At 62.8% G+C, this 26,406-nt stretch carries 16 protein-coding genes and 1 pseudogene; 13 read left to right on the plus strand and 4 right to left on the minus strand.

The features are described from left to right. Positions 1-56: 56 nt before the first annotated feature. The 13 genes from J2J99_RS19025 to J2J99_RS19085 all read left to right on the plus strand — a co-directional run bounded on the left by J2J99_RS19025 (position 57) and on the right by J2J99_RS19085 (position 21,972). A complete protein-coding gene (locus J2J99_RS19025; RefSeq protein WP_168298180.1) occupies positions 57-734 on the plus strand; it encodes a response regulator in 678 nt (225 codons plus the stop codon). Next, positions 731-2,113 carry a sensor histidine kinase gene (locus J2J99_RS19030; RefSeq protein WP_168298182.1) on the plus strand — a complete coding sequence of 461 codons (1,383 nt, stop codon included), beginning with the start codon at positions 731-733 and terminating at the stop codon, positions 2,111-2,113. The genes J2J99_RS19025 and J2J99_RS19030 overlap by 4 nt, the downstream gene beginning before the upstream one ends. Before the next feature lie 111 nt (positions 2,114-2,224). After that, positions 2,225-5,551, plus strand: coding sequence for a transglutaminase family protein (locus J2J99_RS19035; RefSeq protein ID WP_168298184.1), 3,327 nt, complete (start codon positions 2,225-2,227; stop codon positions 5,549-5,551). Between the two features lie 47 nt (positions 5,552-5,598). Continuing rightward, positions 5,599-8,016, plus strand: a complete 2,418-nt coding sequence (locus tag J2J99_RS19040) for a circularly permuted type 2 ATP-grasp protein (protein ID WP_168298186.1) — start codon at positions 5,599-5,601, stop codon at positions 8,014-8,016. Then, the gene (locus J2J99_RS19045; protein WP_168298188.1) at positions 8,013-8,900 is read left to right on the plus strand and encodes a transglutaminase family protein; all 888 of its coding nucleotides are present in this window, start codon (positions 8,013-8,015) and stop codon (positions 8,898-8,900) included. Before J2J99_RS19040 ends, J2J99_RS19045 begins: the two co-directional genes overlap by 4 nt. Before the next feature lie 119 nt (positions 8,901-9,019). Continuing rightward, positions 9,020-10,252, plus strand: coding sequence for a TadE/TadG family type IV pilus assembly protein (locus J2J99_RS19050; RefSeq protein ID WP_168298303.1), 1,233 nt, complete (start codon positions 9,020-9,022; stop codon positions 10,250-10,252). Between the two features lie 270 nt (positions 10,253-10,522). After that, positions 10,523-12,985: a glycogen/starch/alpha-glucan phosphorylase gene (locus J2J99_RS19055; RefSeq protein WP_168298190.1), complete on the plus strand. Its 2,463-nt coding sequence runs from the start codon at positions 10,523-10,525 to the stop codon at positions 12,983-12,985. Then, positions 12,982-15,180, plus strand: a complete 2,199-nt coding sequence (glgB, locus tag J2J99_RS19060) for a 1,4-alpha-glucan branching protein GlgB (protein WP_425526054.1) — start codon at positions 12,982-12,984, stop codon at positions 15,178-15,180. Before J2J99_RS19055 ends, glgB begins: the two co-directional genes overlap by 4 nt. Beyond that, positions 15,092-16,315: a glucose-1-phosphate adenylyltransferase gene (gene glgC / locus J2J99_RS19065; protein WP_425526055.1), complete on the plus strand. Its 1,224-nt coding sequence runs from the start codon at positions 15,092-15,094 to the stop codon at positions 16,313-16,315. Before glgB ends, glgC begins: the two co-directional genes overlap by 89 nt. A gap of 3 nt (positions 16,316-16,318) precedes the next feature. Next, the gene (gene glgA / locus J2J99_RS19070) at positions 16,319-17,761 is read left to right on the plus strand and encodes a glycogen synthase GlgA (RefSeq protein ID WP_168298193.1); all 1,443 of its coding nucleotides are present in this window, start codon (positions 16,319-16,321) and stop codon (positions 17,759-17,761) included. Between the two features lie 6 nt (positions 17,762-17,767). Further along, complete coding sequence (locus J2J99_RS19075) at positions 17,768-19,399, plus strand: alpha-D-glucose phosphate-specific phosphoglucomutase (protein WP_168298195.1); 1,632 nt, start codon at positions 17,768-17,770, stop codon at positions 19,397-19,399. A gap of 12 nt (positions 19,400-19,411) precedes the next feature. Further along, positions 19,412-21,391 (plus strand): glycogen debranching protein GlgX, encoded by a 1,980-nt coding sequence (glgX, locus tag J2J99_RS19080; protein WP_168298197.1) that lies wholly within the window; start codon positions 19,412-19,414, stop codon positions 21,389-21,391. A 92-nt stretch (positions 21,392-21,483) separates the two neighbouring features. Then, the gene (locus J2J99_RS19085; RefSeq protein WP_168298199.1) at positions 21,484-21,972 is read left to right on the plus strand and encodes a MaoC family dehydratase; all 489 of its coding nucleotides are present in this window, start codon (positions 21,484-21,486) and stop codon (positions 21,970-21,972) included. Between the two features lie 11 nt (positions 21,973-21,983). Here the strand turns inward: J2J99_RS19085 and J2J99_RS19090 are convergent. The 4 genes and pseudogenes from J2J99_RS19090 to J2J99_RS19105 form a co-directional block, all read right to left on the minus strand. Continuing rightward, positions 21,984-22,375: pseudogene (locus tag J2J99_RS19090) on the minus strand (VOC family protein). Positions 22,376-22,424: 49 nt separating this feature from the next. Further along, positions 22,425-22,973 carry a sarcosine oxidase subunit gamma gene (locus tag J2J99_RS19095; protein WP_168298202.1) on the minus strand — a complete coding sequence of 183 codons (549 nt, stop codon included), beginning with the start codon at positions 22,971-22,973 and terminating at the stop codon, positions 22,425-22,427. Beyond that, complete coding sequence (locus J2J99_RS19100; RefSeq protein ID WP_168298204.1) at positions 22,966-25,959, minus strand: sarcosine oxidase subunit alpha; 2,994 nt, start codon at positions 25,957-25,959, stop codon at positions 22,966-22,968. Before J2J99_RS19100 ends, J2J99_RS19095 begins: the two co-directional genes overlap by 8 nt. Then, a complete protein-coding gene (locus J2J99_RS19105; protein ID WP_168298206.1) occupies positions 25,956-26,297 on the minus strand; it encodes a sarcosine oxidase subunit delta in 342 nt (113 codons plus the stop codon). The genes J2J99_RS19100 and J2J99_RS19105 overlap by 4 nt, the downstream gene beginning before the upstream one ends. Positions 26,298-26,406: the final 109 nt, after the last annotated feature.

Raw genomic sequence — 26,406 nt, forward strand, 5'->3', positions numbered from 1 at the left:
GCTGTGACAACCCGCCTTCGCCCCTGTAACGTCGCTCGAAAAACAGGGGAACATCCGTGCGCATCCTGCTCACCGAAGACAATGTCGCGCTGGCCGATGGGCTCTCGGCGATCTTGCGCGGCACAGGCCATGCCGTCGACGTCGTCCATGACGGGGCCTCCGCCGATGCCGTCATCGCAGCGGAAAATTTTGATCTTGTCATTCTCGACCTCAACCTGCCCGAGATGGACGGGCTCGACGTACTGCGCGCCATGCGCGCCCGGCAGAACCAGGCCGCCGTCCTCATCCTGACGGCGCGCGGCGCGCCGGAGGAGCGGGTGAAAGGCCTTGATCTCGGTGCAGACGATTATTTGATCAAGCCCTTCGACATCGCCGAATTCGAGGCCCGCGTGCGCGTCCTGTTGCGCCGCCAGGCCGGGCTGCGTTCGGCGACCGTCGGCTTCGGCGGCATTTCTTTCGACCTCAATTCCCGCACCTTCTCCGCCGGTTCCACCCCTCTTGATATTCCCGCCCGCGAACTTGGGCTGCTCGAAATCCTCTTCATGCGGGCCGGCAAGGTCGTCGCCAAGGAGGCGATCATCCAGTCGCTGACCGCCTTCGACGACGACATTTCCGCAAACGCCATCGAACAATATGTCAGCCGGCTGAGAAAGCGCCTTTCGCCGCACGGCCTGACGGTCAAGACCGCTCGCGGCATCGGCTATTATCTCGACAAGCTGCCCGAGGCCTCATGAAAGCCGCCTATTCCCTCAGGCGCCGGCTGCTCTTCTGGCTGCTCGTCTCCACAGCCGTCATCGGCATGGTGGCGCTTGCCGACACCTATCGCGAGGCTGTGCAGACCTCCAACATTGTCGCCGACCGTGTTCTCGCCGGCTCGGCGCTTGCCATCGCCGAACGCGTCGTCGTCGCCGAGGACGGCACGCTACAGGTCGATATCCCCTATGTCGCGCTCGAAATGCTGACCTCGGCCGCGCAGGACCGCGTCTTCTACCGCGTCGACGGCCCGCCGGGCCAATTCATCACCGGCTACCAGGCCCTACCGGTCCTACCGAAGACGCCGAGCGGCGCGGCCGCCTTCGCCAACGACAACTTTCGCGGCGAGCCGATCCGCATCGCCACGCTCGAACGTTCCGCCTCGACCGGCATCCGCTCGGTGCCCTTCGTCGTGACGGTCGCCGAAACCACGGTTGCCCGCCGGCAATTGACCCAGGCGATCCTCGTGCGCTCGGCATTGCGCCTCGCCGTCATGATCGCCGGAGCGGCGGTTATCGTCTGGATCTCGGTCACGATAGCGCTCCGGCCGCTCTACAAGCTCGGCGACGCCATCGGCGAGCGCAGTCCTGATGATCTACACCCGATCGAGCAGACCGTGCCGAGCGAGGTCGAGCCGCTGGTCGATACCGTCAATTCCTTCATGGTCCGCCTGGAGTCGGCCCTCGATGCGTTGCGCCATTTCACCGGCAATGCCAGCCACCAGCTGCGCACGCCGCTGGCGATCATCCGCACTCAGCTTGCTCTTTCGGCTCGGGCCCGCTCGCTTGACGAAGCCCAGGCGGCGGCGCTGAAGGGCGACCAGGCCGTCGCGCATGCCGAGCGCATCCTTGCCCAGCTTCTGTTGATGGCGAAGATCGACGCAGCCACGGCCAAGGAGGCGCTGACCGCCTCCGCCATCGATCTCGCCGCCCTCGCCCAGGAAATCACCGGCGAACAGATCCCGGCCGCCGCCGTCGCCGGCATCGATCTCGGCTTCGAGGGCGAGAGCCCGGCGATGGTCCGCGCCGAGCCGCTGCTGATCGGCGAAATGCTGCGCAATCTTGCCGGCAATGCCATCGCCTATGCTGGCAAGGGGGCCGAAGTCACCGTCCGCGTGCTTGCCGCCGCCGAGACGATCCGCCTGGAAGTCGAGGACAACGGCCGCGGCATCCCGCGCGAGAAACTGGAGGCGGTGCGCCGCCGTTTTTCGCGCGGCAATGAATCAGCGGCGCCCGGCGCCGGCCTCGGCCTTCCCATCGTCGAGGAAATCGCCAATCTTTTCAATGCCGTCATGACATTGGAGCCCGGAACGGGCGGCCGAGGGCTGAAGGTGGCCGTTACTTTTGCCAGGGCATCGTAAAAGCCGTCGCTGCCCCGGCCTTTCCACCTTGCTTTCTTTCGCTGCATTGCACACACTGGCTTCGGGAACAGCAAGCCGCACAAACGATGCGAGCCGGATAAAAAGAGAAATATGTCGATCAAAGCCAGCATCTATCACCTGACGCATTATACCTATGACAAGCCGGTCCGCCTCGGCCCACAGATCATCCGGTTGAAACCGGCCTCGCATTCGAAGACGCGGGTGCTCAGTCACTCGCTAAAGGTCACGCCCGCCAACCATTTCGTCAATCTGCAGCAGGATCCCTACGGCAATTATCTCGCCCGCTACGTCTTCCCGGACCCGGTGACGGAGTTCAAGATCGAGGTCGACCTCGTCGCCGACATGACGGTCTACAACCCGTTCGACTTCTTCGTCGAAGAAGAAGCGACCAAATGGCCCTTCGATTATCCGGAAACGATCCGCGAGGATCTGTCGATGTACATGACGCCCGAGCCGGCCGGCCCGCGCCTGAAGGCGCTGCTGCCGACGCTCGACTGGTCGCTGGGCCAGGCGACGATCGATATGGTCGTCGGGTTGAACGCCCGCCTGCAGCGCCAGATCGGCTATGTCATCCGCATGGAAGCCGGCGTGCAGACGCCGGAGGAGACGCTGGAAAGCGCCAGGGGCTCCTGCCGTGACACCAGCTGGCTGCTCGTCCAGATCCTCCGCCATCTGGGACTCGCCGCCCGTTTCGTCTCCGGCTACCTCATCCAGCTGACGCCCGATCTGAAGGCGCTTGACGGCCCCTCCGGCACCGAGGTCGACTTCACCGACCTGCACGCCTGGGCGGAAGTCTACCTGCCCGGCGCCGGCTGGGTCGGTCTCGACCCCACGTCGGGCCTGCTGACCGGCGAAAGCCACATCCCGCTGGCCGCCACACCGCACTACCGCAACGCCGCGCCGATCTCTGGCGGTTACTTCGGCGAAGCCGAGACCGAATTCGCCTTCGACATGAGGGTCTCGCGCGTCGCCGAACACCCGCGCATCACCAAACCCTTCTCCGATGAAAGCTGGAACGAGCTCAACGAGCTCGGCCAGAAGATCGACCGTGTCCTTGAAGCCGAGGACGTTCAGCTGACGATGGGCGGTGAGCCGACCTTCGTCTCGATCGACGATTTCCAGTCGGCCGAATGGAATACCGAAGCCGTCGGCCCGACCAAGCGCGAGAAAGCAGACAACCTGATCCGCAGGCTGCACGAACGCTTCGCCCCCGGGGGTTTCCTCCACTACGGCCAGGGCAAGTGGTATCCGGGTGAAAGCCTGCCGCGCTGGACCTTCTCACTCTATTGGCGCCGCGACGGCAAGCCGGTCTGGCGAAACCTCGATCTGGTCGCCGCCGAAGGCAAGGATACCGGCGTTGCGGCAGAGGATGCCGAGAAGCTCCTGACGATGATCGCAAAGGAACTGGCGATCAAACGTGAGATGGTGCAGCCGGCCTATGAGGATCCGGCCGACTGGATCATCAAGGAAGGCAATCTTCCCGACAACGTCGATCCGGCGAATTCGAAGCTCAAGGATCCCGAGGAGCGTAACCGCATCGCCCGTGTCTTCGACCGTGGCCTCACCGTACCCACGGGTTACATCCTTCCGGTCCAGGCATGGAACGCCAGGGCAGCTCAAAGCCGTGTCTGGGTCAGCGAGAAATGGCGCACCCGCCGCGGCAAGATCTTCCTCGTGCCGGGCGACAGCCCTATCGGTTACCGCTTGCCGCTCGGCACGCTGCCCTACGTTCCGCCGGCGCGTTACCCCTATATCCACCCGGCCGATCCGACGATCCCGCGCCAACCGCTGCCCGACGTTTTCGTGCCGGCCGGCCGCGCCATGCCGGAAGCCTCCTTCCATGCCGACGAGAGCAATCGGGGAAGGATCGAACAGACGCTCGGCGAAAGTGGCGGCGCTGTGCGCACCGCCATGTCGGTCGAGCCGCGCGACGGCAGGCTCTGCGTCTTCATGCCGCCGGTCGAACGGATCGAAGATTACCTCGAACTGATCGCCGCTGCCGAAAACGCCGCCGCCGAACTCGAGCTTCCCGTCCACATCGAAGGTTACCCGCCGCCGCAGGACGAGCGCATCAACGTCATCCGCGTTGCCCCGGATCCCGGCGTCATCGAGGTCAACATCCATCCGGCTTCGAACTGGCAGGAATGCGTCGATATTACCACGGCGATCTACGAGGAGGCGCGCGCCACCCGGCTCGGCGCCGACAAGTTCATGATCGACGGCCGCCACACCGGCACCGGCGGCGGCAACCACGTCGTTGTCGGCAGCGCCAATCCGAACAACAGCCCTTTCCTGCGCCGTCCCGATCTCTTAAAGAGCGTCGTCCTCCACTGGCAGCGCCACCCTTCGCTCTCCTATCTCTTCTCCGGCATGTTCATCGGCCCGACCAGCCAGGCGCCGCGCATCGATGAGGCCCGTCATGACAGCCTCTACGAGCTGGAGATCGCCATGGCGCAGATCGCCGCCCCCGGCCGCGGTCAGCAGCCGCTGCCCTGGCTTGTCGATCGCCTGTTCCGCAACCTTTTGACCGACGTCAGCGGCAACACCCACCGCGCCGAGATATGCATCGACAAGCTGTTTTCGCCCGAGGGGCCGACCGGGCGGCTCGGCCTCATCGAGTTCCGCGGCTTCGAGATGCCGCCGAACGCGCGCATGTCCCTTGCCCAGCAACTGCTGGTGCGCGCACTGATCGCCCGCTTCTGGGTCAACCCCGTCGACGGCAAATTCGTCCGCTGGGGCACGACCCTGCATGACCGTTTCATGCTGCCGCATTTCGTCTGGACCGATTTCCTCGACGTGCTCGCCGACCTTCGCGAAAACGGCTTCCACTTCAGCCCGGAATGGTTCAAGGCCCAGCTCGAATTCCGCTTCCCCTTCTGCGGCGAAGTCGAATATGAGGGCTCGAAGCTGGAACTGCGCCAGGCGCTGGAGCCGTGGCATGTCATGGGCGAGGAAGGCGCGCCGGGCGGCACCGTCCGCTATGTCGACTCGTCCGTCGAACGCCTCCAGGTGCGATTCGAAACCAGCAATACCGCGCGCTACACCGTCACCTGCAACGGCCGCATCCTGCCGCTGACGCCGACCGGCACCTCCGGCATATCGGTCGCCGGCGTTCGCTACAAGGCCTGGCAGCCGGCCTCGGGTCTGCATCCCGTCCTGCCGGTCAACACACCTTTGACTTTTGACATTTATGATACATGGTCGAAGCGTTCGATCGGCGGCTGCATCTATCATGTTGCCCATCCGGGCGGCCGGACCTATGACACCTTCCCGGTCAACGGCAACGAGGCGGAAGCAAGGCGGCTCGCCCGGTTCGAGCCGTGGGGACATACGGCGGGCGGGTATATTCCGCGCGCCGAGACGGGTTGGCCGGAATTCCCGCTGACGCTGGATCTGAGGCGGCCCGCCGGAATTTGAGGCGGGTCGAAGCCGACGGCTGAGGCCGGGTTGGGATATTGGTTTTGATGGGTAAAAGGCCCGCAGTGGAGCGCAGGGGAGAGGCAGAGAACCGCATCGGCAAGGATGCGGCCTTCGACTATGCGCCGCTTCCCGGCACCGCCGACGAGATGGTCGACAATCATGGCGTCGTCCGCCCCGTCTGGCAGCGCTTCCTCTCGCATCTGAGCGCGATGCCGGAAAAGGATCTCGCCGAGCGTTTCGCCCGCGCCGATCGCTATCTCAGGGATGCCGGCGTCTTCTACCGCGCCTATGGCAGCAAGGGCACCGGCGAACGCGCCTGGCCGATTTCGCATATCCCGGTGCTGATCGACGAGCGCGAATGGCAGGCGCTGTCGGCGGGCCTGGTCCAGCGCGCCGATCTTCTGGAAGCGATCGTCGCCGATATCTATGGCGACAACCGGCTGGTGGAGGAAGGGGTCTTGCCGCCGGCACTGATCGCCGCCAATCCCGAATTCCAGCGTCCTCTCTGCGGCATCAGACCGGCATCCGGCCACTATCTGCATTTCTGCGCCTTCGAGATCGGCCGCGGGCCTGACGGCAACTGGTGGGTTCTCGCCGACCGGACGCAGGCGCCGTCGGGTGCCGGTTTCGCGCTGGAAAACCGCGTCGCCACCACCCGGGCCTTCTCGGATATCTACGCCGAAACCCCGGTCCACCGCCTCGCCTCCTTCTTCGGCGCCTTCCGTGACGCATTGCAGGACATGAAGCATTCCGGCGACGACCGCATCGCCGTGCTGACGCCGGGCCCGGCCAACGAGACCTATTACGAGCACGCCTACATCGCCCGTTATCTCGGCTTCATGCTCCTCGAGGGCGAGGACCTCACCGTCGTCAAGGGCCGAGTCATGGTGCGCACCGTCGCCGGCCTGAAGCCGATCGGCGTGCTCTGGCGCCGTCTCGATTCCGCCTTCGCCGACCCGCTGGAGTTGAACCAGAATTCGCATATCGGCACGCCTGGCCTCGTCGAAGCCCTGCGCACCGAAAGCGTCACCATCGTCAATGCGCTCGGCACCGGCATTCTCGAAACCCGGGCGCTTCTGGCCTTCATGCCGACCATCTGCCGCCGTGTCTTGGGGCAGGATCTGCGGCTGCCCTCGATTGCAACCTGGTGGTGTGGCCAGGAGGAAGAGCGCGAGCACGTCGCCAAAAATATCGAGAAGATGGTGATCGGCCCGGCCTATTCCCGGGCGCCCTTCTTCGACGACGACGGCCAATCCGTGCTGGGCTCGTCGCTGCGGGCGACCGCCAGGGATTCCATCACCGACTGGCTGAGTTCCGACGGCCCGAAACTGGTCGGCCAGGAGGTCGTCACACTCTCGACGACGCCCGCCTGGGTGGACGGCAAATTGGTGCCGCGGCCGATGTCGCTGCGCGTCTTCGCCGCCCGCACCGCCAGCGGCTGGCAGATCATGCCCGGCGGTTTTGCCCGCATCGGCTCCGGCGCCGATGTCGCGGCGATCGCCATGCAGTCGGGCGGCGCGGCCGCCGATGTCTGGATCGTCAGCGACAAACCGGTCGAGCGCCACACGCTGCTGCCGGCCGAAGGCAGCTTCACCCGCAACATGCCGGGCAGCCTGCCGAGCCGGGCGGCCGACAACCTGTTCTGGCTCGGCCGCTACATCGAACGCGCGGAAGGGGCGTTGCGCATCCTGCGCGCCTGGCATGCGCGTTATGCGGAGGCCGCCGATCCGAGCCAGCCGCTGCTCGCCGACGTCTCGGCCTATCTCGCCGCCGTCGATATCGATACCGCTGAAGCTGTTCCCGAAACGCTGCTGCGCAACATCGACAGCGCCGTTTACTCCGCCAGCAACATCCGCGATCGTTTCTCGCCGGACGGCTGGCTGGCGCTCAACGATCTCGCCAAGACCGCCCGCCGCTTCCATGTCACCGTCGCTGCCGGCGACGACGCCAGCCATGCGATGACGATCCTTCTGCGCAAGCTTGCCGGCTTTGCCGGCCTCGTGCACGAGAACATGTACCGCTTCATGGGCTGGCGTTTCCTCTCGCTCGGCCGCTATATCGAGCGCGGCCTGCACATGACCCGCCTGCTCGGCCACATGTCCGGTCCGGAAGCGCCCGACGGCGCGCTCGACATGCTACTGGAGATCGGCGACAGCGTCATGACCCACCGCCGCCGCTACAACGTCAACACGGCGCGGCTGACCGTCACCGACCTGCTGGCGCTCGATCCCCTCAACCCGCGTTCGGTCCTCTTCCAGGTGAACGAGATCCATCACGAGGTCGAGCAGTTGCCGAATGCCCTGATCAACGGCCAGATGTCGCCCTTCTACCGCGAGGCGATGCGGCTTCATTCCGGCCTGGCGGTGATGACGCCGGAGGGCATGGGGGTCGAGGTTTATCAGCGCCTCGAACGCGAATTGGAGCAGCTTTCGGACCTGCTCGCGCAGACCTATCTCGGGTGACGGCGGTGCTTTACGACCTCTGGCTCCGCATGGGTTACAGCTACGACGTGCCGGCCTCCGGCGCGCGCCACGTCTTGCGCCTGATGCCGCTGTCGCTGCCCAACCGGCAACGCCTGGTCGCCGGCTCGATCACGATTTCGCCGATGCCGGACGAGCAGTCGCATTTCGTCGATTTCTTTCAACACCCCGCCACCTCCTTCATGCTGCGCGCGCCGCACGAGGCGCTTGATATTCGCATCCAGGCCCGCGTGCAGGTTGAAAGCCAGCCGATCGCCGCCGATTTCTCGCCGCTGCTTGCCGACCTGCCCGACGAGATAGCAGGCGTCTGGTCGCTGGCGCCAGATTCGCCGCACCACTTCCTCGCTGACAGCCCGCGCCTGACGCAAACGCGTGAGATTGCCGACTATGCACGAAGCTGCGCCAAGCCCGATCTGACGGCGATGCAGATCGCCCATGCGCTCTGCACCCGCATCAACAAGGATTTCACGTACGATCCCGACGCGACGACGGTCGACACCACGCCGCTCGAGGCTTTCAAGCTGAGGCGCGGCGTCTGCCAGGATTTTACCCACATCATGATCCTGGCGCTCAGAAGCCTCGGCATTCCGGCGGGTTACGTCTCCGGTTTCCTGCGCACCATTCCGCCTCCCGGCAAGGAACGGCTGGAAGGGGCGGATGCTATGCATGCCTGGGTCAGGATCTGGTGCGGCGAGACCATCGGCTGGATCGAACTCGACCCGACCAATGACATCCCGGCCGGCATGGATCACATCGTCGTCGCCTATGGCCGCGACTATTCCGACGTCGTCCCTGTCATCGGCGTGTTGAAAAGCTATGGTGGCCAGCGCGCCGTCCAGGCGGTTGACGTGATCCCGCTGAAATAAGCCAATCCCAAAACTGGAAAAAACCGTCGATTCGGTAAATTTCTATTGGCGCCGTAAGGACGACGTAAAGAACCAGCATGCGTTAATCACCTGACAGGGTTTCCAGTTGGGTGAACATGATGAGCACCTTCTCTTTGCATCCCTGCCTGCGTCGCATGCTCAGCGACCGAGGCGGTAATTTCGGTATCATGACGGCGATTCTGGCCCCGGTTCTTCTCGGCGCTGCCGGGATGGCGATCCAGGTCGGCGATATGCTGATCTCCAAGCAGCAACTGCAGGAAGCGGCCGATTCGGCGGCGCTGGCCACCGCCACCGCGCTGGCGAATGGCACCATCCAAACCTCTCAGGCCGAGGCCTTCGCGCGTAATTTCGTCGCAGGGCAAATGGCGAATTATCTGCAAAGCGGCGTCGATATCAAAAGCGCGACGGGCGTCAGCGTGCACACGAACACATCGGGAAATTCGACATCCTATCAGGTGACGGTTTCGCCAAGCTATGACCTGACGGTCAATCCGCTGATGCAAGCGGTCGGCTTTACGACGCAGCACCTTTCGACATCCGGCACGACGGTCGGCGGCCATTCGCAGACTCAGGGCTCGATCTCAATGTTCCTCGCGCTCGATAAGTCAGGATCGATGGGAGAGGATACGGCGACCGTCAATGAGGAATACCCCACGGAATCATATACCTACGCCTGCAATCCCCACTATAACAGGAAAGGTAAGGAAGTCTGGGACACCTGCACCGGCAGCCGCACGAATTACTACACGAAAATAGAAGCGCTGAAGATGGCCGCCGGCAATCTCTTTGGTCAGTTAAGCAGTGCCGATCCGAACGCCCAATACGTCCGCACCGGCGCAGTATCTTACGATATCGTCCAATATACGCCCAGCGCTCTTGCCTGGGGAACGTCTGGCGTTTCGAGCTACGTCAATGCGCTTCAGGCGAATGGCGGCACGAATTCAAGCGGCGCGATGAGCACGGCCTATACGTCCCTGACGGCAAAGAATGCTGCGGGGAACGATGCCGAAGACGCCGCTCACAAGCTGAAGACCGGGCAGACACCCCAAAAGTACATCGTCTTCATGACGGACGGCGACAATAACGACGATAGCAGCGGCGGCCGTTCATATGATACCCTGACCAAGGCAACATGTGACACCGCCAAGTCCAAGGGCATCGAGATCTATACGATCGCCTTCATGGCGCCCGAAGGCGGACAGGCGCTGCTGCATTATTGCGCTTCCGACGACTCGCATTATTTCCAGGCGGAGAAAATGGAAGACCTCCTCGCCGCCTTCAAGGCAATCGGAGCGAAGGCCTCTTCCCAACTGACGCGCCTGACGAACTGATAGAACGCTCGACAGATAACAAACGAAAAGCCGCGCCGGAACAGACCGACGCGGCTTTTCGTAATCGTACCCGCCATCAGATCGATAAAATCCATTGAAATCAATCCTCTTGAGCGAGGTGCCCACGAAGGTTTCGCAATTTTTTCGTTTGCCCAAATCCTTTGTTGCAAGTGCTTCCTAACGATGCATAAACTGTGGCCAGCGCAAGCGACAATCGATTAAATCAGGCATAACGCCCTGAAACCAAATTAAAATTGGCGAGATCTGACCATGAATACCGTTTCCAAGCCGGTTATCCCTTCTCCCGCTCCCCGCAGTTCAAGGCCGGAAATTCTCGCTGAAGAAATCATTGAACGTCTGACTTACCGCATCGGCAAAGACGCCAAGGTGGCAAAGCCGCATGACTGGCTGACGGCGACAATTCTTGTCGTGCGCGACCGCATTATCGACAAGTGGATGGCCTCCACCCGCGAGGTCTATGCGACGGGCGCCAAGCGCGTCTATTATCTTTCCCTCGAATTCCTGATCGGCCGCCTGATGCGCGATGCCGTCTCGAACCTCGGCCTGATGGAAGAGGTGCGCGATGCGCTCGCCTCGCTCGGCGTCGATGTCAATGTCATTGCCGGGCTGGAGCCGGATGCCGCCCTCGGCAATGGCGGCCTCGGGCGTCTCGCCGCTTGCTTCATGGAGAGCATGGCGACGGTCAACGTCCCGGCCTATGGGTACGGTATCCGCTATGTCCATGGCCTGTTTCGCCAGCAGCTGGCCGACGGCTGGCAGGTGGAACTGCCTGAAAACTGGCTCGCCCACGGCAATCCCTGGGAGTTCGAGCGCCGCGAGAGCTCCTACGAAATTGGCTTCGGCGGTTCCGTCGAATTCATCACCACCCATGACGACCAGCCGCGCTACGTCTGGAAACCGGCCGAGCGCGTCATCGCCGCCGCCTTCGACACGCCGGCCGTCGGCTGGCGCGGCAAACGCGTCAACACCCTGCGCCTCTGGTCGGCGCAGCCGATCGATCCGATCCTGCTCGATGCCTTCAACGCCGGCGACCACATCGGCGCGCTGCGCGAAAGCAACAAGGCCGAAAGTCTGACCCGGGTTCTCTATCCAGCCGACGCCACCCCCGCCGGTCAGGAATTGCGTCTGCGTCAGGAATTCTTCTTCTCATCCGCCTCGCTGCAGGACATCCTGCGCCGCCACCTGCAGCAATATGATGATTTCACCTCGCTGCCGGACAAGGTGGCAATCCAGCTGAACGACACCCATCCGGCCGTCTCGGTCGCCGAACTCGTGCGACTGCTCTGCGACGTACACGGCATGGATTTCGAGCAGGCCTGGGAGATCACCCGCCACACGTTTTCCTATACAAATCATACGCTTCTGCCCGAAGCGCTGGAAAGCTGGCCGGTGCCGCTGTTCGAGCGCCTGCTGCCGCGCCACATGCAGATCGTCTATGCGATCAACGCCAAGATCCTGCTCGAAGCCCGCAAGACCAAGAACTTTTCCGACAGCGAAATCCGCTCGATCTCGCTGATCGAGGAAAGCGGCGACCGCCGCGTGCGCATGGGCAACCTCGCCTTCATCGGCTCGCATTCGATCAACGGCGTCTCGGCGCTGCACACCGATCTGATGAAGGTCACGGTCTTTGCCGACCTGCACAAGCTCTATCCCGACCGCATCAACAACAAGACCAACGGCATCACGCCGCGCCGCTGGCTGCAGCAGTGCAATCCCAGCCTCACCGGCCTTATCCGCGAGGCGATCGGCGACGAGTTCCTCGATGATGCTGAAAAGCTCCGCCCGCTCGAGGCCCATGCTTCCGATCCGAGCTTCCAGCAGAAATTCGCCGCTGTGAAGCGGGCCAACAAGGTGGCGCTCTCCAATCTCGTCGCCAGCCGCATGGGCGTGAAGCTCGATCCGTCGGCGATGTTCGATATCCAGATCAAGCGCATCCACGAATACAAGCGCCAGCTGCTGAACATCATCGAAGCCGTCGCCCTCTACGACCAGATCCGCTCGCATCCGGAGCTGGACTGGGTGCCGCGCGTCAAACTCTTCGCCGGCAAGGCGGCGCCGAGTTACTACAACGCCAAGCTCATCATCAAGCTGATCAACGACGTCGCCCGCACCATCAACAACGACCCGTCAGTGCGCGGCCTCTTAAAGGTCGTCTTCGTGCCGAACTACAACGTCTCGCTCGCCGAGGTCATGGTTCCGGCCGCCGACCTCTCCGAGCAGATCTCGACTGCCGGCATGGAGGCATCCGGCACCGGCAACATGAAGTTCGGCCTCAACGGGGCGCTGACGATCGGCACCCTCGACGGCGCCAACGTCGAAATGCGCGACAATGTCGGCGAAGACAACATCGTTATCTTCGGCCTCCGAGCCGACGAGGTTGCCAAGGTCCGCAGCGACGGCCACAATCCCCGCGCCATCATCGAGGGCTCGCGTGAACTCTCGCAGGCGCTCTCGGCTATCGGCTCCGGCGTCTTCTCGCCCGATGACCGCAACCGCTACACGGCGCTGATCGACGGCATCTATTCGCACGACTGGTTCATGGTCGCTGCCGATTTCGACGCCTATGCCCAGGCTCAGCGCGACGTCGACCAGATCTGGATCAACCAGTCCGACTGGTACACCAAGACGATCAACAACACGGCGCGGATGGGCTGGTTCTCTTCCGACCGCACGATCAGGCAATATGCAAACGAAATCTGGAGAGCCGGATGAAAACGCCGAAAGCAGTCCCTGAAGTAAAGCTTTCCTGGGAAATTTCGGCAGAAGAAATCACGGCGATCCTTGCCGGCTCGCATTCCAATCCCTTTGCCGTCCTGGGCGTGCACCAGGCCGGCGACGCTTTCGTCGCCCGCTGCTTCATCCCGGGCGCCGAAGAAGTGACCGCCATGACGCTCGACGGCGGCGTCATCGGCGAACTGAAGCAGTTGCATGCCGACGGCTTTTTCGCCGGCCCGGTTTCGTTGACCAGGCTGCAGCCGGTGCGCTATCGCGCCCGGCGCAGCGATGCCGAATGGGCCGTCACCGACCCCTACAGCTTCGGGCCGGTGCTCGGACCGATGGACGATTATTTCGCGCGCGAGGGCTCGCATCTGCGCCTGTTCGACAAGATGGGCGCCCACCTCATCAAGCATGACGGCGCCCAGGGCATCCACTTCGCCGTCTGGGCCCCGAATGCGCAACGCGTCTCGGTCGTCGGCGATTTCAACAATTGGGACGGACGCCGCCACGTCATGCGGCTGCGCGCCGATAGCGGCATCTGGGAGATCTTCGCGCCTGATGTTCCGCTTGGGGTTGCCTATAAATTCGAGATCCGCGGCCATGACGGCGTGCTGCTGCCGCTGAAGGCCGATCCCTTCGCCCGCCGCAGCGAATTGAGGCCGAAGACCGCCTCGGTCGTTGCCGCCGAGCTGGAGCAGGTCTGGGAGGATGACACCCATCTGAAGCATTGGCGAGAGACTGACAAGCGCCGCCAACCGATCTCCATCTATGAGGTGCATGCCGGCTCCTGGCAGCGCCGGCAGGACGGCACAATGCTGTCCTGGGACGAGCTCGCCTCCAGCCTCATTCCCTATTGCGTCGACATGGGCTTTACCCATATCGAATTCCTGCCGATCACCGAGCACCCCTACGATCCTTCCTGGGGCTACCAGACGACCGGCCTCTACGCGCCGACCGCCCGCTTCGGCGAGCCGGAAGGTTTTGCTCGTTTCGTCAACGGCTGTCACAAGGTCGGCATCGGCGTCATCCTCGATTGGGTGCCGGCGCATTTCCCGACCGACGAACACGGCCTCGGCTGGTTTGACGGCACGGCGCTCTACGAGCACGAAGACCCGCGCAAGGGCTTCCATCCCGACTGGAACACGGCGATCTACAATTTCGGCCGCACCGAAGTGGTTTCCTATCTCGTCAACAATGCCCTCTACTGGGCCGAGAAGTTCCACCTCGACGGCCTGCGCGTCGATGCCGTCGCCTCGATGCTCTATCTCGATTATTCCCGCAAGCACGGCGAATGGATCCCGAACGAGTATGGCGGCAACGAGAACCTTGAAGCCGTCCGCTTCCTGCAGGACCTTAACATCCGCATCTACGGCCAGCATCCCAACGTCATGACCATCGCCGAGGAATCGACCTCCTGGCCGAAAGTCTCGCAACCCGTGCACGAAGGTGGCCTTGGCTTCGGCTTCAAATGGAACATGGGCTTCATGCACGACACGCTGAGCTACATGAAGCGCGACCCGGTCCACCGCAAGCACCATCACAACGAGCTCACCTTCGGCCTGCTCTATGCCTATTCGGAAAATTTCGTCCTGCCGCTGTCGCATGACGAGGTCGTCCACGGAAAGGGCTCGTTGATCGCCAAGATGCCGGGTGACGATTGGCAGAAATTCGCCAATCTGCGTGCCTACTACGCCTATATGTGGGGCTATCCCGGCAAGAAGCTGTTGTTCATGGGGCAGGAGTTCGCCCAGTGGAGCGAGTGGAGCGAGGCGAAGTCGCTTGACTGGAACCTGTTGCAATACCGCATGCACGAGGGTATGCGCCGCCTGGTGCGTGATCTCAACTTCACCTACCGCAGCAAGCCGGCACTGCATGAACGTGACTGCGAGGGCGACGGCTTCGAATGGCTGGTCGCCGACGACGGCGAGAATTCCGTATTCGCATGGCTGCGCAAGGCGCCGGGCCAGAAGCCGGTCGCCGTCATCACCAACTTCACACCCGTCTATCGCGAGAACTATTCAATCCGCCTGCCGTTGGCCGGCCGCTGGCGGGAAATTCTGAATACCGATGCCGACATCTACGGCGGCAGCGGCAAGGGCAATGGCCTATGTTCTGGCAGGCGGCAGGGGGAGCCGTCTCAAGGAACTCACCGACCGGCGTGCCAAGCCCGCCGTCTATTTCGGGGGTAAAGCCCGCATCATCGATTTTGCTCTGTCGAACGCGCTGAATTCCGGCATTCGCCGCATAGGCGTCGCGACGCAATACAAGGCGCATTCGCTGATCCGCCACATGCAGCGCGGCTGGAATTTCTTCCGTCCCGAACGCAACGAGAGCTTCGATATTCTGCCGGCCAGCCAACGCGTTTCCGAGACACAATGGTATGAAGGCACGGCCGACGCCGTTTATCAGAACATCGATATCATTGAAGATTACGGCGTAGAATACATGGTCATTCTCGCAGGCGACCACGTCTACAAGATGGACTATGAATGGATGCTGCAGCAGCACGTCGATTCCGGCGCTGACGTCACCATCGGCTGCCTGGAGGTGCCGCGGATGGAGGCGACCGGCTTTGGCGTCATGCACGTCAACGACAAGGACGAGATTCTCGCCTTCGTCGAAAAACCGGCCCATCCGCCTGGTATCCCCGACAAGCCGGATTTCGCTCTCGCCTCGATGGGCATCTATGTCTTCCACACCAAGTTCCTGCTCGATGCGCTGCGCCGCGACGCCGCCGACCCGAATTCGAGCCGTGACTTCGGCAAGGACATCATCCCCTATATCGTCCAGAACGGTAAGGCGGTCGCCCACCGCTTTGCGAAGTCCTGCGTCCGATCGGATTTCGAGCACGAGCCGTATTGGCGCGACGTCGGCACGATCGACGCCTATTGGCAGGCCAATATCGACCTGACGGCGATTGTTCCCGAACTCGACATCTACGACAAGTCCTGGCCGATCTGGACTTACGCCGAGATCACCCCGCCGGCGAAGTTCGTTCATGACGACGAGGACCGCCGCGGCTCGGCCACGTCTTCCGTCGTCTCGGGCGATTGCATCATCTCCGGCGCCAGCCTCAACAAGAGCCTGCTCTTCACCGGTGTCAGGGCCAACTCCTTCTCCAAGCTTGAAGGGGCGGTCATCCTGCCGAATGTGAAGATCGGGCGGCGCGCGCAGCTCAAGAATGTGGTGATCGACCATGGTGTCGTCATTCCGGAAGGTCTTGTTGTCGGCGAGGATCCAGACCTCGACGCCAAGCGCTTCCGGCGGACGGAAAGCGGCATCTGCCTGATCACGCAACCGATGATCGACAAGCTGGATATCTGACTTATGAAAGTTCTTTCGGTTTCGTCCGAAGTCTTCCCTCTGATCAAGACAGGGGGCCTGGCCGATGTGTCCGGCGCCCTGCCAATCGCTCTCAAAGCCTTCGGGGTCGAGACCAAGACCCTCCTGCCCGGCTATCCCGCCGTCATGAAGGTCATTCGCGACCCGGTCGTCAGGCTCGAATTCGAGGACCTGCTCGGAGAAAAGGCAACCGTGCTCGAAGTCCAGCACGAGGGCCTCGACCTCCTCGTCCTCCATGCCCCGGCCTATTACGACAGGCCGGGCGGCCCCTATCTCGATCCGCTCGGAAAGGACTACCCCGACAATTGGCGCCGTTTCGCCGCCCTGTCGCTTGCCGCCTCCGAAATCGCCGCCGGCCTGCTGCCCGGCTGGCGGCCGGATCTTGTGCACACACACGACTGGCAGGCGGCACTGACCTCGGTCTACATGCGCTATTATCCGAGCCCGGAACTGCCGAGCGTATTGACGATCCACAACATCGCCTTCCAAGGCCAGTTCGGTTCTGAAATCTTTCCCGGCCTGCGCCTGCCCGGTCATGCCTTCGCCATAGACGGCGTCGAATATTACGGCACGATCGGCTTTCTCAAGGGCGGTCTGCAAACCGCGCATGCGATCACCACCGTCAGTCCCACCTATGCCGATGAAATCCTGACACCGGAATTCGGCATGGGGCTCGAAGGCGTCATTGCGACCCGCATCGACAATCTGCACGGCATCGTCAACGGCATCGACACCGATATCTGGAATCCGGCAACCGATCCCGTCGTTCACACCCATTACGGCCCGACGACGCTGAAGAACCGCGACGAGAACCGCCGCTCGATCGCCGAGTTTTTCCATCTCGACAATGACGATGCCCCGATCTTCTGCGTCATCAGCCGTCTCACCTGGCAGAAGGGCATGGATCTCGTCGCCAACGTTGCCGACGAGATCGTCGGCATGGGCGGCAAGCTCGTCGTCCTTGGTTCCGGCGAAGCCGCGCTCGAAGGCGCGCTGCTTGCTTCCGCCAGCCGCCATCCCGGCCGCATCGGCGTCTCGATCGGCTACAACGAGCCGATGTCGCATCTGATGCAGGCCGGCTGCGACGCAATCATCATCCCCTCGCGCTTCGAGCCCTGCGGCCTGACCCAGCTTTACGGTCTGCGCTATGGCTGCGTGCCGATCGTCGCCCGCACCGGCGGACTGAATGACACGGTAATCGATGCCAATCACGCCGCACTTGCGGCGAAAGTGGCAACCGGCATACAATTCTCGCCTGTGACGGAAACGGGCCTGCTGCAGGCAATCCGCCGTGCAATGCATTTTTATACGGACCGAAAACTCTGGACCCAATTGCAAAAGCAGGGCATGAAATCGGATGTCTCCTGGGAGAAGAGCGCCGAACGCTACGCTGCCCTCTATTCAAGCCTCGTCTCGAAAGGCATGTGACCTAAAATGATCAAGTCCGTACCCACCACGCCCTATCTCGACCAGAAGCCAGGCACATCCGGCCTGCGCAAGAAAGTTCCGGTCTTCCAGCAGCCGAATTATGCGGAGAACTTCATCCAATCGATCTTCGATTCGCTGGAAGGCTACCAGGGCAAGTGCCTCGTCATTGGCGGCGACGGACGCTATTACAATCGCGAAGTCATTCAGAAGGCGGTCAAGATGGCCGCAGCCAACGGCTTCGGCAAGGTGATGGTCGGCAAGGGCGGCATCCTGTCGACGCCGGCCGCCTCCCACATCATCCGCAAATACAAGGCTTTCGGCGGCATCATTCTGTCTGCCAGCCACAATCCCGGCGGCCCGACCGAAGATTTCGGCATCAAATACAACATCAACAATGGCGGTCCGGCGCCGGAAAAGATCACCGATGCGATCTACGCCCGCTCCAAGACCATCGACAGCTACAAGATCGCCGATTTCGCCGACGTCAATCTCGACCGTATCGGCAAGGAAGAGCTTCCCGGGGGCATGATCCTTTCGGTCATCGACCCGGTCGAGGACTATGCCGCGCTGATGGAAGAACTGTTCGATTTCGGTGCCATCCGCAATCTGATCAGCCTCGGCTTCCGTATTGCCTTCGATGGCATGAGCGCCGTCACCGGTCCTTACGCCAAGGAAATCTTCGAAAATCGCCTTGGCGCCCCCTCGGGCTCCGTGCGCAATTTCATGCCGCTGCCGGATTTCGGCGGTCATCATCCGGATCCGAACCCGGTTCATTGCAAGGAACTCTTCGATGAGATGATGGGTGAGGACGCGCCTGATTTCGGCGCCGCTTCCGATGGCGACGGCGACCGCAATCTGATCATCGGCCGCGGCATCTTCGTCACTCCCTCCGACAGTCTGGCGATCCTCGCTGCCAACGCCAATCTCGCTCCCGGTTATTCCGGTGGTCTTGCTGGCATCGCCCGCTCGATGCCGACCTCGGGCGCGGCCGACCGCGTCGCCGAAAAACGCGGCATCGGCATGTATGAAACTCCGACCGGCTGGAAGTTCTTCGGCAACCTGCTCGACGCCGGGATGGCGACGATTTGCGGCGAAGAAAGCTCCGGCACCGGATCCAGCCACGTCCGCGAAAAAGATGGCCTCTGGGCGGTGCTGCTGTGGTTGAATATTCTTGCCGTGCGCGGCGAGAGCGTCGCCGATATCGTCACCCAGCACTGGCAGACGTACGGCCGCAACTATTATTCGCGCCACGATTACGAAGGCCTCGACACCGATGCTGCGAACGGGCTGATGGACAATCTCCGCAGCCAGCTTTCCACCCTGCCCGGCAAGAGTTTCGGCAGCCTGAAGGTCGAGAAGGCGGACGATTTCGCTTATCACGATCCGATCGACAAGTCGGTGAGCGAGCATCAGGGCATCCGCCTCCTCTTCGAGGGCGGCTCCCGCGTCGTCTTCCGTCTCTCCGGCACCGGCACGTCTGGCGCAACCTTGCGTGTCTATATCGAGCGCTACGAGCCGGATTCGACTCGCCACAACATCGAAACGCAGGAAGCGCTCGCCGATCTCATTACGGCCGCCGACAGCGTTGCCAGCATTCGGGAACGCACGGGACGCGACGCGCCAACCGTGATCACCTGATCCGGGGGGAAAATGCGCGGGAACAATGCGGCGCAGGCCGGCGCGATCGTCTTCGATACCGGCGTCGAATTTGCCGCGTGGTCGCATCATGCCGCACAGCTCGAACTCTGCCTCTTCGAAGAGGACGGCAACCGGGAAGTCGCGCGCCTGCCGATGGCGCGCGACGGCAATTACACCCATCGCCTCTTCGTTGACGGGCTGAAGGCAGGCGCGCGCTACGGCTATCGCGCCGACGGCATCTACGCACCTGACAACGGCCTCTGGTTCGATCCTTCCAAATTGCTGATCGACCCCTACGCCAAGGAGATCGACCGGCCGTTCCGCTATGATCCCCGTCTCGGCGTCTACGGCGAAGACAGCCAGGATCTGATGCCGAAGGCAATCGTCACCTCGGATACGCGCGCCGCTACCGCCAAGCCGCTCTTCAAACCGGGCGGCTTCATCTACGAAGTGGCGGTCCGGCCCTTTACCATCCTCCATCCCGACATACCGGAACACCACCGCGGCACCATCGCCGCCCTTGCCCATCCCTCCGTCATCGCCCACCTGAAGCGGATCGGCGTCGACGCCGTCGAACTGATGCCGATCACCGCCTGGATCGACGAACGCCACCTGCCGCCGCTCGGCCTCACCAACGGCTGGGGCTACAATCCGGTTGCCTTCATGGCGCTCGATCCGCGGCTCGCCCCCGGCGGCGTGGCGGAACTGCGCGAAACCGTCGCGGCCCTGCACGCGGAAGGCATCGCCGTCATCCTCGACCTCGTCTTCAACCATACCGGCGAGAGCGATCGTTACGGCACGACGCTGTCGCTGCGCGGCCTCGACAACCTGCATTATTTCCGACATGTCCAGAATTGCCCGGGTGAACTGGTCAACGATACGGGAACCGGCAACACGCTCGCCTGCGACCATCCCGAGGTCCGCCGTCTCGTCATCGACAGCCTGCGCCATTTCGTTCTCAATGCCGGCGTCGACGGTTTTCGCTTCGATCTCGCGCCCGTCCTTGGCCGCACTGCGACGGGCTTCGAGCGCGACGGCGGAACACTTGCCGCGATTCTGGCCGATAATGTGCTTGCCGACCGGATCATGATCGCCGAGCCTTGGGACATCGGTCCCGGCGGTTACCATCTCGGCAATTTCCCGCAGCCCTTCCTCGAATGGAACGACCGGGTTCGCGACGATTTGCGCTGCTTTTGGCGCGGCGACCAGTGGAAGACCGGCGCGCTGGCAACCGCGCTTGCCGGCTCGTCCGACATCTTCTCCCGCAACGACGGCAAAGGCACGCGCAGCGTCAATTTCCTTGCCGCCCATGACGGCTTCACGCTGATCGATCTCGTCTCCTATGCCGGAAAGCACAATCACGCCAATGGCGAGCACAATCGCGATGGCCACAATGAAAACCACTCGTGGAACAACGGGATCGAAGGCGAAACGCTCTACCCCTCGATCCGCAAGCGCCGGAAAAACGATGTGATGGCGTTGCTATCAACGCTCTTTGCCACCCGCGGCAGCATCATGCTGACGGCGGGCGACGAAGGCGGACGCAGCCAGCGCGGCAACAACAACGCCTATTGCCAGGACAATGCAATCACCTGGGTCGACTGGAAGGCGTTGGATGAGGATCTCATCGCCCATACCGCATTCGTCGCCGGACTGCGCCGCCGCTTCACTGTCTTCTCCGAGACGGATTTCCTGTCGGGAAATGGCGACGTCGAATGGATCTCGGTTTCGGGCGAACCGATGACGGTTGCCGAATGGGAGACGCCGGGGCTGCCGACCCTCGGCATGCTTCTGGCAACCGACGACCGCGCCTCAAAAGGCAAGCGGACGCGGCTTGCAGTGCTCTTCAATCGTTCCGAAAGCCGTCAGCTCTTTACGCTTCCGTCGGAAGGCGAAGCTTCCTGGCGTCAACTGACGCCGGCGGGCGCGAAGAAAGTTGGCGCCCGAGTCACCGTCGAGCCACGCTCCGTCGGCTTTTTCATAGAAAAATGACCGGTGCCTCCCATTGGCGCAAATCCTTGTCGCAATCGTCATAAATGCACGATAAGGCTTTGGCGCGGCGAGCTTATCTGACGAGGAAATGCATGGGCACGGAAATTTCACTCTCCGACGTGCGGGGATTGATCGGCATGGAAACGGGCCTGTCGGATTGGATCACCGTCGACCAGACGATGATTGACGCCTTTGCAGGGGCAACGGATGACCATCAGTTCATTCATGTCGATCCGGAGCGCGCCGCCGCTGAGAGCCCTTTCGGCGGCACCATCGCCCATGGCTTCCTGACACTGTCTCTGCTCTCGGCGATGAATTACAATTGCCTGCCGAAAGTGCGCGAGCAGACCATGGGCATCAATTACGGCTTCGACCGCGTCCGCTTCATGACGCCGGTCAAAAGCGGCGCCCGCGTGCGCGGCCGCTTCCTGCTCTCCGACGCCCGCTTCCGCGGTGGCGGCATGCTGATGACCACCTACGACGTCACGATCGAAATCGAAAACGAGAAGAAGCCGGCCCTGACCGCCAAGTGGATCACCATCATCCAGTTCGACCCGAAGGATCGTCCCGAGGAAGTCTAAGCCGGATGCGGCTATGATTTCGCGGAATTGAAGACAGCTTAAAGAGCGGGCCGTCCGGATCGATAATGAAGGCGGCGTAATAGTGCTCGCCGTAATGGGGCCGGAGGCCGGGAGCGCCACTGTCATGGCCGCCATGCGCGATTGCCGCGGCATGAAACGCATTGACCGCCTCACGGCTCAGCGCGCCGAAGGCCAGATGAAACCCCCGGCCGGCCGGACGCTGGCCTTCTGGCCGGTGTTTGATCGCCAGCTTGTCGCCGCCGCCGGGAAGGCCATAGCCGACTGCTTGCGCCGTCTGTCCAGGCCTGATGTCATCCCAGACCCTGACATAGCCGAGGGCGGCATCGTAACATGCCGCCGACCTCTCTATATCGGAAACACCGAGGGAGGCATGATGCAGCATTCTTCCTCCTTCGAATGGGGCGCCCTATGCAGACAGGACTAATCCGAGCTCAATGGCCGGCATCATGAGCCGCCTCGTTGAGCAGCCCGAAGACGAAGTCGGAAAACGACCGCCAGCATTCGACCCGGAACGTCTCTTCATCCGTGCGCAGAAGCACGATTTCCGCCTTGCCGAAGATCGTCCGGGACGCAGCCCCGACCGGAAAGGAAGAACGCGACAGATCCTGCGGGCAGCCGGCGGCAAGAGTCTTTTCCGCGCCGGGTCCCGAGACGATGATTGCGACATTGCGGTGAGAAACGTCGGTCGCCGAATGCATGGCGCGGACGCCGGAAAACACCGCCATCAGATCGGCGCCATCCTCGTCGATCATCAGCCATTCGTCCGGCCCGATCCACAGCGCTGCGCGCGCGCCGGCCCGACTGGATGTTTTCGGAGCGTTCGGCAGGGTGAAACCGAGCGCCTTGGAAAGCGCGGCAAGCGATTCCGCCGGCGCGCGCAGCGCCACCCGGCTCGCTGCCGGTGCCACCGTCAGCCGTACCGTTGCGGAGCCGCCTTGACGGCCGGCAAGCACCGGCTTACGAATTGCGACATCAACCATGGATGCGGCCTCCTTCCTTGTCAAAGAACACCAGATCCGTCACTTCGACGGCGATCGTCCGGTCCGGCATCGGCACGTAGAGCGTCTCGCCCATCCGCGCCCGGCCGCCGGCGACCAGCGCGAAGGCGATCGACCGGCCGCAGTTTTCCGACCAGTAGGCCGAGGTGACGTGGCCGAGCATTGTCATCGGCTTCGGCTCGTTCGGGTTTGCGACGACCTGCGCGCCTTCTTCGAGCACCAGCTTCGGATCCTTTGTGACAAGTCCGACAAGCTGCTTGCGCCCCTCCTTGACGAGGTCCGGCCGCTGCAGGCCGCGAATGCCGACAAAGTCCTTCTTCTTCTTCGAAACGGCCCAGGCAACGCCCGCGTCATCAGGGGTAACCGTCCCGTCAGTATCCTGGCCGACGATGATGTAGCCCTTCTCGGCGCGCAGAACGTGCATCGTCTCGGTACCGTAGACGCAGGCGCCGAGCGGCTCGGCATTGGCCCAGACGGCTTCGAGCACCGACTGGCCATAATCGGCCGGCACGTTGATTTCGAATCCGATTTCGCCGGTGAAGGAGACGCGGAAGAGCCGGGCCGGTACGCCGCAGACAGTGCATTCGGCAACGCTCATATGCGGGAAGGCCTCGTTTGAGAGGTCGACCCCTTCGACCAGCGGCTCGACGATTGCGCGCGCCTTCGGTCCCTGTACGGCAATGACGGCCCATTGCTCAGTGACCGAGGTCAGCCAGACTTTCAGGTCCGGGAATTCCGTCTGCAGGTAATCTTCCATGTGGTGAAGAACGCGCGGCGCTCCGCCGGTCGTCGTCGTGACATGGAAACGGTCCTCGGCCAGTCGCCCGACGACGCCGTCGTCATAAACGAAGCCGTCTTCGCGCGTCATGATGCCGTAACGGGCCTTGCCCGGCTTCAGCGTATCCCAGGCATTGGTGTAGATGAGGTTGAGGAACTTCGCCGCATCCGGCCCCACTACCTCGATCTTGCCAAGCGTCGAAGCGTCGAAGATGCCGGCCGATTCTCGGGCTGTGCGGCATTCGCGCGCGACTGCCTGATGCATGGTCTCGCCGGCGCGCGGATAGAACCAGGCGCGTTTCCAGTTGCCGACATCTTCGAAAACGGCACCATGGGCCTCTTCCCAGCCATGCAGCGGCGTCTTGCGCGTCGGATCGAACAACTCTCCGCGCGAATGGCCGATCAGCGTGCCGTAGGTGACCGGCGTGTAGGGCGCGCGGAAGGTGGTGAGGCCGACCTGCGGGATTTCCTTGCCGAGCATTTCGGCGGCGATCGCCAGGCCATGCATGTTGGAAAGCTTGCCCTGGTCCGAGGCCATGCCGTTCGTCGTAAAGCGCTTGATATGCTCGATCGAATGCATGCCCTCGCGCACGGCAAGGCGGATATCCTTGGCGCAGACGTCGTGCTGGAAGTCGATGAACGCCTTGGCGTTGGTTTTCGGTCCGGCGCCCTCGGCGGCACCGATCATGCCGCCTGTCCATTCAAAGGCCTGCTCGGCGGAAATTGCGATCTTGTCGCCGCTGCTTCCGCCGGTGGCCTGCGCCATCAGCTCGCCGGCGGCAAGCGATTCCTCGATCGTCCGCTGCAGGTCATCGGTGCCGTTGCAGGCGCCGACCGACAGGCAGTCCTGCGCGTAGGAGCCGGGCAGGAAACGCTGGCTTTCAGCGTCGAAGGCCACTTTGCCGCGCGACTGCGAGAACAGATGCACGGACGGCGTCCAGCCGGCCGAAACCAGCAGCGCATCGACGGCGATCTTGCGCGGCGAACCGCCGCCGTTCCGCACCACCGTCATGGACGAGATACGCAGCCGCCCCGCGGTATTGATGACGGACTGGCCGGCCAGGACGTCGATACCGAGCGCGCGCGCCTCCGCCAGCACCGCCGCACCCGGCGCCTGCCTGACATCGACGATGGCAGCGATCGAAACGCCCGCGCGCTTCAGATCGAAGGCCGCCTCATAGGCCGAATCGTGAGCCGTATAGACGCCGACATTCTTGCCGACGGTGACGCCGTAGTGGTTCAGATAGGTCCGCGCCGCCGAGGCCAGCATGATGCCCGGCCGGTCGTTGTTCGGAAATACCATGTGCCGTTCGATCGCGCCGTTGGCGAGGATCACCCGCTTGGCCCGGACCTGCCAGAGCCGCTCGCGCGGCAGATCATGAGCGGGATTGGCAAGATGGTCGGTGACGCGCTCGGCAAGGCCGACGAAATTGTGGTTGTAGTAGCCGAAGGCAGTCGTGCGCAGCAGCACTTCGACATTTTCCATCGCCTTCAACTGCGCCACGGTCTTCTGCGCCCAGGTGAAACCGTCCTGCCCGTCGATCCTGGCGCCGGCATCATAACGCAGCGCACCGCCCGCTTCCGGCTGCTCGTCGCAGAGGATCACCCTGACGCCGGTCCGGGCCGCGGCCAGCGCCGCTGAAAGCCCGGCAACGCCGGCGCCGACCACCAGCACGTCGCAATGGGCGTAACGGCTGGCATAATGGTCCGGATCGCCCTCCTTCGGCGCAACACCGAGGCCGGCGGCGCGACGGATAAGCGGTTCATAGATGTGCTTCCAGGCGGTGCGCGGCCACATGAAGGTCTTGTAGTAGAAGCCGGCGGCGAAGAACGGCGACATCAGATTGTTGATGGCTCCGACGTCGCGGGCAAGTGACGGCCAGCGATTCTGCGAGCTGACGATCATGCCATCGAAGATTTCCTGCACGGTGGCGCGCACGTTCGGCTGCTTGCGTGCTGCATCGCGAGCGACGTCAATCAGCGCGTTCGGCTCCTCGGCGCCGGCCGAAAGAATGCCGCGCGGCCGATGATACTTGAACGAACGGCCGACAAGATGCACGTCGTGGGCGATCAGCGCCGAGGCGACGCTGTCGCCTTCGAGCGCCGTGTAGCTCTTGCCGTCGAAGCTGAAGCGCGCGGTTTTGGCCGGTGTCAGGCGCCCCTTGCCGGCGATACGGTTGACGCCGCTCATTGCGCCTCTCCTTCCAGGGCTTCATATGTCTCGACAGGCGCATGCTTTTCGGCCGCAGCCCCGAGGTCGGGCTTCGGCTCGCCTGCCTTGTAGGTCATGATGAACTTGTCGCTCACTGTGTCGCGGACTGCATTGAAGAAGCGCCCGCAGCCGTGAATATGCCGCCAGCGTTCAAAGATCAGCCCCTTCGGATTGTCGCGCAGAAAGAAATAGGCCTCGAATTCCTCATCCGAGATCGAGGCCATGTCGGTGGGCCGCGCGATATGCGCGTCGCCCGCGCCACGGAATTCGAGCTCTGAGCGCTCTTCCTGGCAGTAAGGGCAATGGATCAGCAGCATGTAGGATTTCCTTCTCCTCCGCTTCTCCCCAGCCGGGAGAAGGTGCCTGAAAGACGGATGAGGGGGTGAGCAATGATAGGAGCGGGCGTTAGCACGAAAGCACCCATCG

The sequence above is a fragment of the Rhizobium binae genome (genome assembly GCF_017357225.1).
GTDB lineage: Bacteria > Pseudomonadota > Alphaproteobacteria > Rhizobiales > Rhizobiaceae > Rhizobium > Rhizobium binae.